This is a genomic window from Micromonospora sp. WMMD980 (assembly GCF_029626035.1).
In the GTDB taxonomy this organism is placed as follows: domain Bacteria; phylum Actinomycetota; class Actinomycetes; order Mycobacteriales; family Micromonosporaceae; genus Micromonospora.
Genome location: NZ_JARUBE010000003.1, coordinates 493,811 through 509,687, shown reverse-complemented (window position 1 = coordinate 509,687; position 15,877 = coordinate 493,811). Strand labels below are relative to the sequence as shown.

Genomic DNA, 15,877 nt, shown 5'->3' with positions numbered 1-15,877 from the left:
GGTACGCGACGACGCGGCCGGCCCGGCCCGCCCGGAGTAGCTTTCGTGACATCGCCCCGCACCACCCTCAGCCTGGTCGACACCGACCCCGCCGAACTCGCCGTCGACGCGATCGTGATCGGCGTGCACAGCCAGACCACCGAAGCGGGCCACGGCGCACCCGCCGACGCCCTGCTCCTGGCCAGCGGCGCGGAGAGCATCGCCGCCGCGTTCGACGGCAAGCTGACCGAGACGCTGGCTCTGCTCGGCGCGACAGGTGGCCCCGGCGAGGTGATCAAGCTGGCCACGCTGGGCACGGTGACCGCCCCGGTGGTCGTCGCCGTCGGGCTCGGCGCGGAGCCCTCGGGCGCCGCTCCCGCTCCCGAGTCCCTGCGCCGGGCCGCCGGCGCGGCGGTCCGGGCGCTGGCCGGCGCGCCGCGGGTCGCCCTCGCCCTGCCGCTGCCGGACGACGCCGACGCCCCGGCCGCGCTGCGCGCGGTCGCCGAGGGCGCGCTGCTCGGCGGCTACCGGTTCGCCGGCTACAAGACCAAGCCGCAGCCGGCCCGGCGGGAGCCGGTGGCCGAGGTGCTGGTCGCGGTGCCGGACGCGGCCGACGCGACCGCCCTGGCCGAGGTGGCCCGGGCGCAGGCGGTGGCCGGCGCGGTGCGGACCAGCCGGGACTGGGTGAACACCGCCCCGAACGAGCTGCGCCCGCCGGCGTTCGCCGACGCCGTGGCGACCGCCGCCCGGGAGGCCGGCCTGGAGGTCGAGGTGCTCGACGAGGCGGCGCTGGCCGCCGGCGGCTACGGCGGCATCATGGCCGTCGGCCAGGGCTCGGAGGCCCCGCCACGGTTGGTGAAGCTCACCTACACGCCGGCCGGTGGCGGCAGCGGCAAGCGGGTGGCGCTGGTCGGCAAGGGCATCACGTTCGACACCGGCGGCATCTCGATCAAGCCGGCGCAGGGCATGTGGGAGATGAAGTCGGACATGGCCGGCGCGGCGGCGGTCGGCGCGACCATGCTGGCGGTGGCGGCGCTCAAGCCGTCGGTGGCCGTCACCGGCTACCTGCCGATGGCGGAGAACATGCCGTCGGGCACCAGCTACCGGCCCGGCGACGTGATCAGCATGTACAACGGCAAGAAGGTGGAGGTGCTCAACACCGACGCCGAGGGCCGGATGGTCCTGGCCGACGCCATGGCGCGGGCCTGCGAGGACGGCGCGGACTACCTGTTCGAGACCTCGACGCTGACCGGCGGCCAGGTGATCGCGCTGGGCAAGCGGATCGCCGGCGTGATGGGCACCCCGGAGCTGTGCGAGCGGGTCCGGGTGGCCGGCGACTCGACCGGCGAGCCGGCCTGGCCGATGCCGCTGCCGGACGACGTGCGCAAGGGCATGGAGTCGGACGTCGCCGACATCTCCCAGGTCAACGCCGGCATGGACCGGGCCGGGCACATGCTCCAGGGCGGGGTCTTCCTGCGCGAGTTCGTCACCGACGAGGTGTCGTGGGCGCACATCGACATCGCCGGCCCCGGCTACCACTCGGGCGAGGCGACCGGCTACTGGACCAAGGGCGGCACCGGCGTCCCCGTCCGCACCCTGCTCGCGCTGGTCGATGACGTCGCCACCAACGGCTGAGGTGTAAGGAGGGGCCCCCTGTTAACGCATTCCGCATAACAGGGGGCCCCTTTTAACACCTGCGGCCCGGGGGCGCTCAGAACAGCTCGGGGCGGCGCTTGCGGCGCTCGTTGTAGTCGCGCATCCGCTGCGGGTAGCCCATCAGACGCACGTCGTAGATCGGGATGGCGGTCCGGTGGGCCCAGCGCCGGGCGTCCTCGGGGCTGCCGACCCGCCGTCGGGTCCACTCGCCGTCGTCGGCGATCAGCATGACCGTGGTCTCGGTGACCGTCGTCCGCGGTTCCAGGTAGGCCTCGACACCCTTCCGGGTGCGGACGAAGTTCTCAAGATGGTCCAGATCGGCGCGCTCGGCGGTGCGGTCACGGTTCACCGCGGCCACCCGCTTGCGTCGTCGGAACAGCGCCACCGGATCCACTCCTCCCCCGGACATCATCGAAGACGATGCCAAGGGTACGTGTCGCCGACGTGTCGTTGGGCACCTCGGTACGCGCTCGGCCGCCGGTGGTGACAAGATGACCGAGGTGGGGTGTGCCTGTTACCCCGCCGTAACCCCCGATGCAGTGACGCGACCTGGGAGTTGGATGTGAGCGAGCCGAACGACACGACCTTCGACATCGTCATCCTCGGAGGTGGTAGCGGCGGCTACGCGGCGGCGCTGCGTGCCGCCCAGCTTGACCTCTCCGTCGCGCTCGTCGAGAAGGGCAAGCTCGGCGGCACCTGCCTGCACAACGGGTGCATCCCCACCAAGGCGCTGCTGCACGCCGCCGAGATCGCCGACCAGACCCGCGAGTCCGAGCAGTTCGGCGTGAAGGCCGAGCTGGTGGGCATCGACATGGCGGCGGTCAACTCGTACAAGGACGGCGTGGTCTCCCGCCTCTACAAGGGTCTCCAGGGTCTGGTGGGCAGCGCCAAGAAGATCACCTTCGTGGCCGGCGCCGGCAAGCTGGTCGGCAAGAACGTGGTCGAGGTCGACGGCAAGCGCTACACCGGCCGCAACGTCGTGCTGGCCTCCGGCTCGTACGCCAAGAGCCTGCCCGGCCTGGAGGTCGACGGCGAGCGGATCATCACCAGCGACCACGCCCTCACCCTGGACCGGGTCCCCGCGTCGGCGATCGTGCTCGGCGGCGGCGTGATCGGCGTCGAGTTCGCCAGCGTCTGGAAGTCCTTCGGCGTCGACGTGACCATCGTCGAGGCGCTGCCCCGCCTGGTGGCGGCCGAGGACGAGGAGTCGTCGAAGGCGCTGGAGCGGGCGTTCCGCAAGCGGAAGATCAACTTCAAGGTCGGCAAGCCGTTCGAGAAGGTCGAGAAGACCGACAAGGGCGTCAAGCTGACCATCCAGGGCGGCGACACGGTCGAGGCCGAGCTGCTGCTGGTCGCCGTCGGTCGCGGCCCGAACACCGCCGACCTCGGCTACGAGGAGCAGGGCGTCAAGATGGACCGCGGCTACGTGCTGACCGACGAGCGGCTGCGCACCAGCGTGCCGAACGTCTACGCGGTCGGCGACATCGTGCCCGGCCTCCAGCTCGCGCACCGCGGTTTCCAGCAGGGCATCTTCGTCGCCGAGGAGATCGCCGGGAAGACCCCGGCCGTGATCGACGAGGTCGGCATCCCGCGCGTCACCTACTCCGACCCGGAGCTGGCCTCGGTCGGCCTGACCGAGGCGAAGGCCAAGGAGCAGTACGGCGCCGACAAGGTCAAGACCTACAACTACAACCTCGGCGGCAACGGCAAGAGCCAGATCCTCAAGACCGCCGGCCACGTGAAGCTGGTCCGGGTGGACGACGGCCCGGTGGTCGGCGTGCACATGGTCGGCGCCCGGGTCGGCGAGCTGATCGGCGAGGCGCAGCTCATCTACAACTGGGAGGCCTACCCGGCCGAGGTGGCGCAGCTCGTGCACGCCCACCCGACCCAGAACGAGGCCCTGGGTGAGGCGCACCTGGCCCTGGCCGGCAAGCCGCTGCACGCGCACGCCTGACACGACAACCGCGGCGTCCGGCGACGGGCGATGATCCCACCAGGGGAATGAAGGAGTCTGGAGAACATGCCGGTATCGGTCACCATGCCCCGGCTCGGCGAGAGCGTCACCGAGGGCACCGTCACGCGCTGGCTCAAGCAGGAGGGTGACACCGTCGAGGTCGACGAGCCCCTGCTGGAGGTGTCGACCGACAAGGTCGACACCGAGATCCCGTCGCCCGCGGCGGGCGTGCTGAGCCGGATCGTGGTCGGCGAGGACGAGACCGCCGAGGTCGGCAGCGAGCTGGCGGTCATCGCCGGCGAGGGCGAGGACGCGGGCAGCGCCGCCAAGGAGGAGGTGGAGCCGGCCACCGAGCCGACCGCCGCCGCCGAGGGCACCGGCCCCGAGCCGGAGCAGGCCGCCGAGGCCGCCGCGGAGCCCGAGGCCGAGGCCGAGCAGCCGGCCGTCGAGGAGCCGGCCCAGCCCGCCGCGTCGTCGGGCGAGGGCACCCCGGTGACCATGCCGGCCCTGGGCGAGAGCGTCACCGAGGGTACGGTCACCCGCTGGCTCAAGCAGGTCGGCGAGACCGTCGAGGTGGACGAGCCGCTGCTGGAGGTCTCCACCGACAAGGTGGACACCGAGATCCCGTCGCCGGTCGCCGGCACGGTTCAGGAGATCAAGGTCGCCGAGGACGAGACCGCCGACGTCGGCGCCGTGCTGGCGATCGTCGGGGCGGCCGGCGCCGCACCGGCCGAGACGAAGCCCGAACCGAAGCCCGAACCGAAGGCGGAGGCGAAGCCCGAGCCGAAGCCGGAGCCCAAGGCGGAGCCGAAGCCGGCGCCGAAGGTCGAGGAGCCCACCCCGGGCATGTCCTACAACGAGCCGTCCGCCGAGGCGGAGCAGGCCACCGAGCCGGCCAAGGCCGAGCAGGCCGCCCAGCCGGCCGCGCCGACCCCCGCGCCGCAGCGTCCGAGCGCCCCGGCCCAGGGTGGCGGCGAGGAGGCCGCCGGTTACGTGACGCCGCTGGTCCGCAAGCTCGCCGCCGAGCACGGCGTGGAGCTGGGCTCGGTCAACGGCACCGGTGTGGGTGGCCGGATCCGCAAGCAGGACGTGCTGGAGGCGGCCGAGAAGGCGAAGGCCGCCCAGGCCCGACCGGCCGCCGCGGAGCCCGCCGCCGCGAAGGCGCCGGCCCAGCCGGCCGCCAAGCCGGAGCCGAGCGCCAAGCGGGGCACCACGGAGAAGTTGCCGCGGATCCGGGCGACCATCGCCAAGCGGATGCAGCAGTCGCTGCACGAGACGGCGCAGCTGACCACGGTCGTCGAGGTCGACGTCACCAAGGTCGCCAAGCTGCGGGCCCGGGCCAAGGACTCGTTCCAGGCCAAGCACGGCGTGAAGCTGTCCTTCCTGCCGTTCTTCGCCCTGGCGGCGATCGAGGCGCTGCAGACCCACCCGATCATCCAGGCCAGCATGGACCTGGACGGCGGGACGATCACCTACCCGGCCGCCGAGCACCTGGGCATCGCCGTGGACACCGAGCGCGGGCTGCTCGTGCCGGTCATCCACAACGCCGGTGACCTGAACATGGGCGGGATCGCCAAGCGGATCGCCGACCTGGCCGAGCGCACCCGGGCCAACAAGATCACGCCGGACGAGATGGCCGGCGCGACGTTCACGCTGACCAACACCGGCAGCCGGGGCGCGCTGTTCGACACCCCGATCGTGCCGTCGCCGCAGTCGGCGATGCTCGGCACTGGCGCCGTGGTGAAGCGGCCGGTCGTGGTCAACGACCCGGAGCTGGGCGAGGTCATCGCGGTCCGGTCGATGGTCTACCTGGCCATGTCGTACGACCACCGACTGATCGACGGCGCCGACGCCGCCCGCTTCCTGACCTCGGTCAAGGAGCGGCTGGAGGCCGGCAACTTCGAGGCCGAGCTGGGTCTCTGACGTCCCACACCCGCAGGGGCGCACGGCATCTGCCGTGCGCCCCTGCGGCGTTTCGCGGGTCAGCCGCGCAGGTGCTCCTCGGAGACCGTCCAGAGCCGCTCGGCGGCCTCCGGGTCCCGGGCGTACGGGGCGTAGCCGGTGCGGGTGCCCGGCTGGTTCACCCCGGCCTCCTGGCAGTCCTCGAAGTACCGGCCGCCGACGCCGGCGACCAGCGGTGAGGCCGCCACCAGCACCGAGGTGGCCGCGCCCTGCTCGGTGGTCTTCCAGTAGGCCGCGCCGCCGCCGCTCTGCGCCCGCATCCGGTCGAGTTCCTCGTCGCTGATGTAGCGCTGGAGGTTGGTGCGGATCGCGCCCGGCATCAGCGCGTCGACGGTGATCCCGTCGTCGGCCCAGCGCCGGGTGGCCTCGACCGCGAAGAGGACGTTCGCGGTCTTGGACTGCCCGTACGCCTGCCACGGGTCGTACGGCCGCTGCCGGAAGTGAATGTCGTCGAACACCACGGGCGAGCGCAGGTGCGCGGCGGAGCTGACCGAGACGACCCGCGCGTCCCCGGCCGCGGCGAGCGCCGGGCGCAGCCCGGTGGCGAGGGCGAAGTGACCGAGGTGGTTGGTCGCGAACTGCATCTCCCAGCCCTGCTCGGTGCGCATCTCCGGGGACGCCATGATGCCGGCGTTGTTCACCAGCATGTGCAGCGGCCCGTCCCAGGTGCGCACGAAGGCCGCCACCGAATCGAGGTCGGCGAGGTCGAGCGGGGCGACCAGGACGCGGTCGCTGCCGGTGGTGCCGGTGATGTCCGCGGCGGCGCGCTGCCCGGCGTCGGGGTTGCGGACGGCGAGGGTGACGTCGGCCCCGGCGGCCGCGAGCGCGCGGGCGGTCTCGACGCCGATCCCGGAGGCGCCGCCGGTGACGACGGCCCGCCGGCCGGTCAGGTCGAGGTCGCGGACCACCTCCAGGGCGGTGGTGTCGCGGGAGTACGGGGTGGTGACGGGAGTGCTGCTGGTCATGATCCATCCTTGTCGGCGGCGGGGCGGGCCGGTGCCCGCCCGCTACGATGAGAAGCGGAGGACCCTCCGTTAATTCCGAGCTTAACCGGAGGATCCTCCGGTTGCCAGTCCGACCGGCCACGTGCCCGGTCGAGCCGAGGAGGAGCCGTGCCCGACCGCCCCCTGCGCGCCGACGCGCAGCGCAACCGGCAGCGCCTGCTGGACGCCGCGGTCCGGGCGTTTTCCCGGGACGGCGCGGCGGTAACGCTGGACCGGGTGGCCAAGGAGGCCGGGGTCGGCATCGGCACCCTCTACCGCCACTTCCCCACCCGCGAGGCGTTGATCGAGGCGGCCTACCGCAACGAGCTGGCCAAGCTCTGCGACGCCGTGCCGGACCTGCTCGCCAGCCGCCCCGCCGAGGCGGCGGTGCGCGACTGGATGGAGCGGTTCGTCGACTACCTCGCCACCAAACGGGGCATGGCCGACGCGTTGCGGCTGGCCATCGCCTCCGGCGCCAACCCGTACGCGCACAGCCGGGACCGGCTGCTCGCCGCGCTTGACGCCCTGCTCGCCGCCGGCGTCGCCGCGGGCACCGTACGCTCCGACGTGGCCGCCGCCGACGTGCTCGCCGGCCTGAGCGGGGTGGCGCTGGTGGCCGGCGAGCCGGAGCAGCGGGACCAGGCCGGCCGCCTGCTCGACCTGCTGATGGACGGGCTGCGTCACCGGCAGGGCTGACCCCGAACGCCCGCCGGAGCCGTTCCGACCCGCGCCCACCGGCGCGCTGTCAGACTCGGCCGGTGGGCGGGTACGGATGGCGGGGGCGCCTGGGGCCGGCGGTGCCGGTGGCGCCGGGGGCCCGGGTGGAGCGGTTCGAGATCTTCTTCGACCTGGTCTTCGTCTTCTCGTTCTTCATCATCACCCGGGCCACCGCACTCCAGGTGACCGGCGGCGCCCTGCTGCACGCCCTGCTGGTCCTCGCCGTGCTCTGGTGGTCGTGGGTGGTGCACAGCGTGGTGGCCACCCGGGTCCGGCTCGGCGAGGGCTTCGTCCCGGTGCTCATGACCGTCGGCATGGCCGCGCTGTTCACGTTCGCGCTGTCGCTGCCGAACGCGTTCCGCGACCCGCGCGGCAACGCCGCGGGACCGATCGTCGCGGCGCTCAGCTACACCGTGCTGCGGCTGGTGCACCTGCTGCTCTACCGGCACGTGGCGCGGGACAGCCCGAACGAGCGCCGGCAGTTGATCCGGTTCACCCCGGAGGTGTTCGGCAGCACCGCGCTGCTGCTGGTCGCCGCGCTGGTGCCGCCGAAGATCGACGGCCTGTTCTCGGCGTCGGTGGTCCGGGACGGGCTGTGGGCGCTCGTCGTCCTGCTCCAGTACGGCACCGGCCTCATCGCCGGCACCTGGGGTTGGGGCGTCGCCTCGGCCGAGCACTGGACCGAGCGGTACGACCTCATCCTGATCATCGCGCTCGGCGAGTCGGTGATCTCGGTCGGTGTCGGCAGCAACCTGCTCGGGCAGCCGCCCACCTGGCCGGCCGTGGCCGCCGCGGTGCTCGGCATCTTCTTCACCGCCGCGCTCTGGTGGGCGCACTACGACCTGGTCGGCCCGGCGGCCCGGATCGCTTTGCACGCGGCGCGGGACGGACCCCGGGTGGCGATGGCCCGAGACGCGTACGCGTACCTGTTCCTGCCGATGATCGCGGGCATCATCCTGTTCGCGCTCGGCGCCGAGATGATCGTGCACGACATCGCCAACCCGGACGTGCCGCCGACCGAGCCCGCGCACGGGCCGGCCGTACCGCTGCTCTTCGGCGGGGTGGCCTGCTATCTCTGCGGCAACATGCTGTTCCAGGCGCGGACGCTGCGCACGCTGAGCTGGACCCGGGTCGCCGCGGTGGTGCTGCTCGGCGCCGCGATCCCGCTCGCCGAGCGGGTGCCGGGGCTGGTCGCGATGGGCCTGCTGACCGTCGTCACGGTCGGTATGGTGGCGGCCGAGGTGATCGTCTTCGACGAGGGCCGGCGCGCGCTGCGGAAGCTGGTCTTCGAGGAGCGGGCCAGCCACGAGGCGCACGAGGCGGCCTGGCGGGCCCGCTGGCACGAGCGTCCCGACGAGGGCGAGTGAAGCGGGGTTGAACCGTTCGACGGTCGGCCCCGTGGAACTGCTCGGCCCCATCACAGGGCACCGAGAGGAACGGGGACGCGATGACCATCGACACCATCCGCGCCGGCGCGGCCGGCACCTGGCAGCTCGGCTCCCGGACCGTCAACCGGATCGGCCTCGGCGCGATGCGGTTGACCGCGAACGCCGACGGCGGACCGAGCGACCGGGACCGGGCCGTCGCGGTGCTGCGCCGCGCGGTCGAGCTGGGCGTCAACCACATCGACACGGCGGCGTTCTACTTCTCGCCGCTGCGCTCGGCCAACGAGCTGATCAACCGGGCGCTGTCGCCGTACCCTGATGATCTGGTCATCGTCACCAAGGTCGGGCCGGGCCGGGACCCGTCCGGCGAGTGGCTGCCGATGGCCCGGCCGGAGCAGTTGCGCGGTCAGGTCGAGGAGAACCTGCGCCAGCTCGGCCGGGACCACCTCGACGTGGTCAACCTCCGGGTGTACGGGCCGGAGCCGCTCGGCGAGCACTTCGGCGCGCTGGCCGAGCTGGTCGACGCCGGGCTGATCCGGCACCTCGGCGTCTCCGCGGTCCGTCCGCACCAGGTCACCGAGGCGCGGGCGATCGCCCCGGTGGTCTGCGTGCAGAACTCGTACGGCCTCGGCTACCGCCGGAGCAACGACGAGCTGATCCGGGACTGCGCCGCGCACGGCACCGCGTTCGTGCCGTTCTTCTCGATCGTGACCAGCGGGCGGGAGGCCGGGGCGACGGGTGAGGAGCACCCGGAGGTGCTCGCGGTGGCGCGCGAGCACGGTGCCACCCCGGCGCAGGTCCGGCTGGCCTGGACGCTGAGCCGGGGCCCGAACGTGCTCGCCATCCCCGGTACCGGCGACCCGGCGCACCTGGAGCAGAACGTCGCCGCCGGCGCGCTCCACCTCTCCCCCACCGCCCTGACGCGTCTCGACGCGGTCTGAGGGGTGGTTAGGAGGGGCCCCCTGTTATGCACCAGGCGCTAAGCGGGGGCCCCGCCTTACCCTTCGGCCCACGGCAGAAGGGGTGGGTGGAGGGGGCGTCGGGGCCGGCGGGCGGGCGCGGCTCGGCCTGGGCGCCGGCCACACGCCGGGCGAGTGGCGGGCGGTCGGGAGTGAGCGCCCGGACGTCGCCGGCCGGGTCCGTCGCTGCGTCGCGGTCGCCGAGGCGGTACGCGCACTGCTGGCCGGGGACGAGGTCACCGTGGACACGCCGGACCTGGCCGCGTTCGCGGCCCGCCTCGACGAGCCACGGCCGGTCCAGGACCGCATCCCGCTCACCCTGGGCACCGCCAACTCGACGCTGCTGCGCTGGGCCGGCGCGCACGCCGACGTGGTCGGCCTGACCGGCTTCGGGCGCACCCTGGCCGACGGTCACCGGCACGAGGTCCGGTGGCGGGCCGACCAGCTCGACGCACAGCTCGCGCACGTGACGGCCGGCGCCGCCGGCCGGGAGGCGCCGCCGGCCCTGGAGGCGTTGGTCCAGCACTTCGCGGTCACCGACGACGCCGAGGCCGACGCGGCACCGATCGCCGCCCGCCTCGGCCTCACCGTCGTCGAACTCCTGGCCACCCCGTTCGTGCTGATCGGCACCGCCGACGAGATCGGCACGGCGGTGGCCGCGCACCGGCGTCGTTGGGGTGTCACCCGCTTCGTGGTGCGTGCCGACGCGGTCGCCGCGCTCGCACCGCTCCTGCCCGGGCTGGGGTGAAACGGGTCGACTTCGAGCGCACTCGAGACCGGACACTGAGGACATGACGACGACACGACGACTGGGCCGCAGCGGCATCGAGGTCAGCGCGATCGGTATGGGCTGCTGGGCGATCGGCGGCCCGCTCTGGGACGGCGCGCAGCCGCTCGGCTGGGGCGAGGTGGACGACGACGAGTCGGTCCGCACCGTGCACCGGGCCTTGGAGCTGGGCGCGACCCTCTTCGACACCTCCAGCAACTACGGCGCGGGGCACAGCGAGCGGGTGCTGGGCCGGGCGCTCGCCGGCCGCCGGGACCGCGCGGTGATCGCCACCAAGTTCGGCTATCCCACCGACGAGGCGACCCGACAGGCCGCCGGTGAGAACGGCACCCCCGACTATGCGCGCCAGAGCCTGGAGGGCTCGCTGCGCCGGCTCGGCACCGACCACGTCGACCTCTACCAGCTGCACCTGGGCGGGCTTCCGGCACCGCGGGCGCTGGACCTGGTCGACACGCTGGAGGAGCTGGTCGCCGCGGGGAAGATCCGGGCGTACGGCTGGAGCACCGACGACCCGGCCTCGGCGCGCGCGTTCGCCGAGGCGGGCCCGCACTGCGCGGCGATCCAGCACGACCAGTCGGTGCTGCGGGACAACGCCGCGATGCTGGCGGTGTGCGACGAGTTCGACCTGGCCAGCCTCGACCGGGGCCCGTTGGCGATGGGCCTGCTCACCGCGAAGTACCAGGGCGCGCCGGCGGCCCGCGGCGGCGACGACGTGCGCGGGTCGGCGCCGGAGTGGCTGGACTGGTTCCACGACGGCGTACCGCGCGCCGAGTGGGCCGACCGGGTGGCCCGGGTCCGCGAGGCGCTCACCGCCGACGGCCGCACGCTCGCCCAGGGCGCGCTGGGCTGGCTGCTCGCCCGCAGCCCGCACACGCTGCCGATCCCCGGCTGCCGGACGGTCGGCCAGGCCGAGGAGAACGTGGGCGCGTTGGCGTACGGGCCGCTGCCGGAGGCGGCGTTCGCCGAGGTGGAGCGTCTCCTCGCCGACCTACGCGCCACCGGTGCGGACGCGTGAGCGTCACGCCGGACACGTCGGACCGGCGCTTCGCGCTGGCACCCACGGCGGTCGTCGCCGCGCTTCCCCTCGACGCGATCGGACGCACCCCGGGCACCGGGGCCGAGCGATCGTTGCGGTGGGTGCTCACCCACATGGTCGACGAGTACGCCCGGCACCTGGGCCAGGCCGACATCCTGCGGGAGGCCGTCGACGGCCGCACCGGGGAGTGACACGGCCGGCGCGCTCCGCCGCCGGGCGTGACGAGTGAGTGATTTCGCTCCACGCATCCGAATCCCGTCCGGTATCCGAAGATGGGAACATGCGGATCCTCATGGCCGGCGCCTCCGGCTTCCTCGGCACCCGACTGGTCGACCGGCTCACCGCCGACGGGCACCAGGTCACCCGCCTGGTCCGCCGCCCCCCACGCGGGCCGGACGAGCGACGGTGGAATCCGTCCGCCGCGCAGCTCGACCCGCAGGTGGTCGCGGAGGCCGAGGCGGTCGTCAACCTGGCCGGCGCCGGGGTGGGCGACAAGCGCTGGAACGACGACTACCAGAAGCTGATTCGTACCAGCCGGGTGGACAGCACGACCACGCTCGCCATCACGATCGCGGGTCTGCCCACCACGGACCGGCCGGCGGTGCTGCTGAACTCGTCCGCGGTCGGCTGGTACGGCAACACCGGGGACCGGACGGTGGAGGAGGACGCGCCGGCCGGTGAGGGGTTCCTCGCCGACGTCTGCCGGGTCTGGGAGGCGGCGACCCGACCGGCCGAGGACGCCGGCGTCCGCGTGGTCCGGCTGCGCACCGGGCTGCCGCTGCACCGCGACGGCGGCCTGCTCAAGCCGCAGTTACTGCCGTTCCGGCTCGGCATCGGCGGCAAGCTGGGCAACGGCCGGCAGTGGCTGCCGTGGATCTCGATGCGGGACTGGCTGGACGCGGTGGCCTTCCTGCTGGCCCGCGACGACGTGGCCGGCCCGGTGAACGTGGTCGGCCCGGCGCCGGTGACGAACGCCGAGTTCACCCGGGAGCTGGCCCGCCAGCTGCACCGGCCGGCGATCATGCCGATCCCGGCGCTGGCGCTGAAGGTGGCGCTCGGCGGGTTCGCCCAGGAGGCGCTGACCAGCACCCGGGTGCTGCCCGGGGTGCTCGGCAGGGCCGGCTTCACCTGGACCCACCCGAATCTGCCGGGCGCGCTGCACGCCGCTCTCACCGGCTGAGGGCCGCTGGCAGATGTTAAGCGGGGCCCCCGCCTCTACCGGAGGCGTTAAGCGGGGGCCCCTCCTTACATCGGGTCAGCAGCCGATGACCCAGTAGCTGGGGCCGGTCTGCTTCAGCGACGTGGTGTAGAAGGTGTTGTAGAGGCCCATCCGCTGGCCGCTGCCGAGCGCGTAGGCGTAGCCGCCGGACTGGTAGGCCCGACCGGCCACGACGTGCGCGTAGTTGCTGGCGGTGACGCAGACCGGCGCGGTGGTCGGCGTCGGCGACGCGGTCGGGGTGGGCGAGGCGGTCGGCGACGCGGTCGCCGTCGGGGTCGGGCTGGGCGTGGCGCCGCCGCCCAGGCCGAAGAAGAGCGCGTCACGGTACGTCGAGCAGATGGTGTCCAGGAAGTACGCGCCGGCGGTGCCGCACTGGTCGGCGGCCGAGCCCGGGTCGACGGGCGTGCCGTGGCCCATCCCGGAGACCCGGTAGACACGCACCTGGTCGTTGCCGTAGACCTCCAGGCTGGTGCCGCCCGGCAGCGAGGAGGTGCTGGTCGGCGTCTGCGAGACGCCGAGCACGTTGGTCCACTGGTCCCGCGACTCGGTCGCGTTCGCCACGTTGACCGTGTAGTCGCTGGTGCCGTGCCACACGGCCACCCGGGGGCGCGGGCCGGAATAGCCGGCGTACGCGTTGCGGACCAGGTCGCCCCACTGCGCCGGGGTCTTGTCCACGCCCGGGTTCATGCAGCTGTACGCCGTGGTGGTGCTGGTGGCGCAGCGGTACGGGATGCCGGCGATGATGGAGCCGGCGGCGAACACGTCCGGGTAGGTGGCGAGCATGACCGAGCTCATGGCGCCGCCGGCGGACAGGCCGCTGACGTAGACCCGGCCGGCGGCGGTGCCGTAGTTCGTCTTCGCGTAGTCGACCATCTGCTTGATCGACAACGCCTCGCCCTGGCCCCGGGCGGTGTCGCCGGTCTGGAACCAGTTGAAGCAGGAGGTGGAGTTGTTGCCGGACGGCTGCTGCGGCACGATCAGCGCGAACTTCCACTGGTCGGCGTACTTCTGCCAGCCGGAGTTGGTGAAGTAGGTCGAGGCGTTCTGGGTGCAGCCGTGCAGCAGCACCACGGCGGGCGCGTTGCCGGGCAGGCCGTCCGGACGGTAGGCGTACATGGTCAGGTTGCCGGGGTTGGAGCCGAACCCGCCGACCTGGGTGAGCGAGGCGGCCTGCGCGGGCAGGGCGGCGACCAGGACGCCGGCCGCGGCCAGCACGATCCCGGCCGCCGCTCCGGCGAGGCGGGTGATGAGGGATGAGGAGCGGGACACGGGGACCTCCCGATCATGGAATGTGAACTGAATCACTCTCCGAGTTGCCGAGACGTTACGTCCGTGTTTCATCGACCGGAATGGTTGTCACTCACACATTCACCGTCCGGGCGGTGTGCCCGGGTCCGGTTGGTAACGTCCGCTGCGTGCCGTCCTCCCCGGTCGCCGAGCCGCCGCCCGCCACCGCCGCCCGCGACCGGCGGGCCGACCTGCTGGTGACGCTCGCGGCGGTGGCGCTGGCGCTCTGGGTCACCAGCGGAATGTGGCGCGACCCGAACACCCGCACGATCACCGTCAACTCCAGCGACCAGGCGCTCTTCGAGTGGCTGCTGGCCTTCGGCGGGCACGCGCTCACCCACGGCGAGAACCCGCTCTTCACCCACCTGATCAACGTTCCGGACGGGGTGAACCTCGCGGTCAACACCTCGATCACCGTGTACGCGGCGGTCTTCGCGCCGCTGACGTACCTGATCGGGCCACCCGCGACGTTCCTGGTGATCCTGACGCTCAACCTGGCCGCCACCGCGGTGGCCTGGTACTGGCTGCTCAGCCGGCACCTGGTGGGCAGCCGGCTGGCCGCCGGGGTGGGCGCGCTGTTCATCGGCTTCTGCCCGGCCATGGTGTCGCACGCCAACGCGCACCTGAACTGGACCGCGGGCTGGCTGGTGCCGCTGCTGGTCTGGGGCGTGTTCCGGCTGCGTCGCCCCGGCCACGCGGTCACCGGCGGGATCGTGCTCGGGCTGCTGGTGGCGGTGGCGTTCTCGATCGCCGCCGAGGGACTCTTCTTCACCGCCCTGGCGCTCGCGGTGTTCCTGCTGGTCTGGGCGCTGCACCCGGCCCGCCGGACGGAGGCACGGGCGGCGCTCCCGCGCGTGCTGGCCGGGCTCGGGGTGACCGCGCTGGTGGCCGGCGCGCTGCTGGCGTACCCGCTCTGGCTGCACTTCGCCGGGCCGCAACGGTTCCACGGCACCGGCTTCGACCCGCTGATCCACTCCGAGGACATCGCCGCGTTCGGCTCGTACCCGCGCCGCTCGCTGGCCGGCTGGGCCGGGTTCGGCACATCGCTGGCACCCAACCCGACCGAGGAGAACTCGTTCTTCGGCATCCCGCTGCTGGTGCTCGCGGTCGCCTGCTTCGCCCTGCTGTGGCGGCGCGCCGACCGGGCCTTCCGGGCCACCCTGCTCGCGCTCGGCGTGACCGCGGTGGTCTTCGCGGTGCTCTCCTGGGGGCCGACCGCCAGGTGGAACGGGCGGCGCACCGACCAGTTGCTGCCGTTCGGGGTGCTGGACAACCTGCCGGTGGTCAACGCCGCGCTGCCGTCGCGGCTGGCGCTCGTCGTCGCGCCGGTGATCGGCCTGCTGCTGGCGTACGCGGTCGACGCGCTGCGCGCCCGGCCGCCCCGGCGGGCGGTCGACGCGGCCTGGCTGGTCGGCTTCGCCGCCGCGCTGCTGCCGCTGCTGCCGACGCCGCTGCTCACCAGCGTCCGCGAGCCGATCCCGGCGTTCATCACCGGCGGGGCCTGGAAGCGCTACGTCCCGCCCGACGGGGTGCTCACGCCACTGCCGCTCACCGTCGACGTCTACCCGGACGGGCAGCGCTGGCAGGCGTACGCCCTCGCCCACCGGCAGGGCGAGTTCCGCATCCCGGCCGGCTTCTTCCTCGGCCCCGGCGGGCCGGACGGCCGGGGCCGGATCGGCCCGGTGCCGCGCACCTTCGACACCCTGATGGACCAGGCCGGCAGCACCGGCCTGGTGCCGATCGTCACCGAGGGCAGCATCCAGGAGTCGCGGGCCAACCTGCGCCACTGGGGGGTGCGGGTGGTGGTGCTGGCCGACCGGGTGCACGGCGCCAAGTACGACGTCGACGAGGAGGCGTTGCGCCGCACGGCCACCGCCCTGCTCGGCCCGCCCGAGCGGGTCGAGGACGTCTGGCTGTGGCGGGTGCCGGCGTCGTGACGCGACGAGCGTCACC

The 15,877-nt window shown here is 73.5% G+C and carries 14 protein-coding genes; 11 read left to right on the top strand and 3 right to left on the bottom strand.

Translation table 11 applies throughout. The features are described 5' to 3' along the window. The first annotated feature begins 45 nt into the window (after positions 1-45). Positions 46-1,614 (top strand): leucyl aminopeptidase, encoded by a 1,569-nt coding sequence (locus O7618_RS02915; protein ID WP_278104394.1) that lies wholly within the window; start codon positions 46-48, stop codon positions 1,612-1,614. Positions 1,615-1,690: 76 nt separating this feature from the next. On the opposite strand, the gene O7618_RS02910 is transcribed toward O7618_RS02915, so the two are convergent. Then, a complete protein-coding gene (locus O7618_RS02910) occupies positions 1,691-2,020 on the bottom strand; it encodes a hypothetical protein (protein WP_278104393.1) in 330 nt (109 codons plus the stop codon). Positions 2,021-2,197: 177 nt separating this feature from the next. Between O7618_RS02910 and lpdA the strand changes: the two genes are divergently transcribed. Further along, positions 2,198-3,589 carry a dihydrolipoyl dehydrogenase gene (lpdA, locus tag O7618_RS02905; RefSeq protein ID WP_278104392.1) on the top strand — a complete coding sequence of 464 codons (1,392 nt, stop codon included), beginning with the start codon at positions 2,198-2,200 and terminating at the stop codon, positions 3,587-3,589. 66 nt (positions 3,590-3,655) lie between these two features. Further along, the gene (gene sucB / locus O7618_RS02900) at positions 3,656-5,512 is read left to right on the top strand and encodes a 2-oxoglutarate dehydrogenase, E2 component, dihydrolipoamide succinyltransferase (protein WP_278104391.1); all 1,857 of its coding nucleotides are present in this window, start codon (positions 3,656-3,658) and stop codon (positions 5,510-5,512) included. A gap of 59 nt (positions 5,513-5,571) precedes the next feature. Here sucB and O7618_RS02895 read toward each other — a convergent pair whose 3' ends face one another. Then, positions 5,572-6,516 carry an SDR family NAD(P)-dependent oxidoreductase gene (locus O7618_RS02895; RefSeq protein ID WP_278104390.1) on the bottom strand — a complete coding sequence of 315 codons (945 nt, stop codon included), beginning with the start codon at positions 6,514-6,516 and terminating at the stop codon, positions 5,572-5,574. Positions 6,517-6,663: 147 nt separating this feature from the next. On the opposite strand from O7618_RS02895, the gene O7618_RS02890 reads away from it, so the two are divergent. The 7 genes from O7618_RS02890 to O7618_RS02860 all read left to right on the top strand — a co-directional run bounded on the left by O7618_RS02890 (position 6,664) and on the right by O7618_RS02860 (position 12,598). Beyond that, positions 6,664-7,230, top strand: a complete 567-nt coding sequence (locus O7618_RS02890) for a TetR/AcrR family transcriptional regulator (protein WP_278104388.1) — start codon at positions 6,664-6,666, stop codon at positions 7,228-7,230. A gap of 62 nt (positions 7,231-7,292) precedes the next feature. Then, on the top strand, positions 7,293-8,618 hold the full coding sequence (locus O7618_RS02885) for a low temperature requirement protein A (protein WP_278104387.1): 1,326 nt from the start codon (positions 7,293-7,295) through the stop codon (positions 8,616-8,618). Positions 8,619-8,698: 80 nt separating this feature from the next. After that, positions 8,699-9,577, top strand: a complete 879-nt coding sequence (locus tag O7618_RS02880) for an oxidoreductase (RefSeq protein WP_278104386.1) — start codon at positions 8,699-8,701, stop codon at positions 9,575-9,577. A gap of 82 nt (positions 9,578-9,659) precedes the next feature. After that, positions 9,660-10,343 (top strand): LLM class flavin-dependent oxidoreductase, encoded by a 684-nt coding sequence (locus O7618_RS02875; RefSeq protein WP_278104385.1) that lies wholly within the window; start codon positions 9,660-9,662, stop codon positions 10,341-10,343. Between the two features lie 43 nt (positions 10,344-10,386). Continuing rightward, positions 10,387-11,397: an aldo/keto reductase gene (locus O7618_RS02870; protein WP_278104384.1), complete on the top strand. Its 1,011-nt coding sequence runs from the start codon at positions 10,387-10,389 to the stop codon at positions 11,395-11,397. 35 nt (positions 11,398-11,432) lie between these two features. Continuing rightward, entirely contained in the window at positions 11,433-11,609 is a 177-nt protein-coding gene (locus tag O7618_RS02865; protein ID WP_278109887.1) for a DUF664 domain-containing protein, read from the top strand. 89 nt (positions 11,610-11,698) lie between these two features. After that, positions 11,699-12,598, top strand: coding sequence for a TIGR01777 family oxidoreductase (locus O7618_RS02860; RefSeq protein ID WP_278104383.1), 900 nt, complete (start codon positions 11,699-11,701; stop codon positions 12,596-12,598). 75 nt (positions 12,599-12,673) lie between these two features. On the opposite strand, the gene O7618_RS02855 is transcribed toward O7618_RS02860, so the two are convergent. After that, entirely contained in the window at positions 12,674-13,906 is a 1,233-nt protein-coding gene (locus O7618_RS02855; protein ID WP_278104382.1) for a PHB depolymerase family esterase, read from the bottom strand. A gap of 146 nt (positions 13,907-14,052) precedes the next feature. Between O7618_RS02855 and O7618_RS02850 the strand changes: the two genes are divergently transcribed. Next, the gene (locus tag O7618_RS02850) at positions 14,053-15,861 is read left to right on the top strand and encodes a DUF2079 domain-containing protein (protein ID WP_278104381.1); all 1,809 of its coding nucleotides are present in this window, start codon (positions 14,053-14,055) and stop codon (positions 15,859-15,861) included. Positions 15,862-15,877 lie beyond the last annotated feature (16 nt).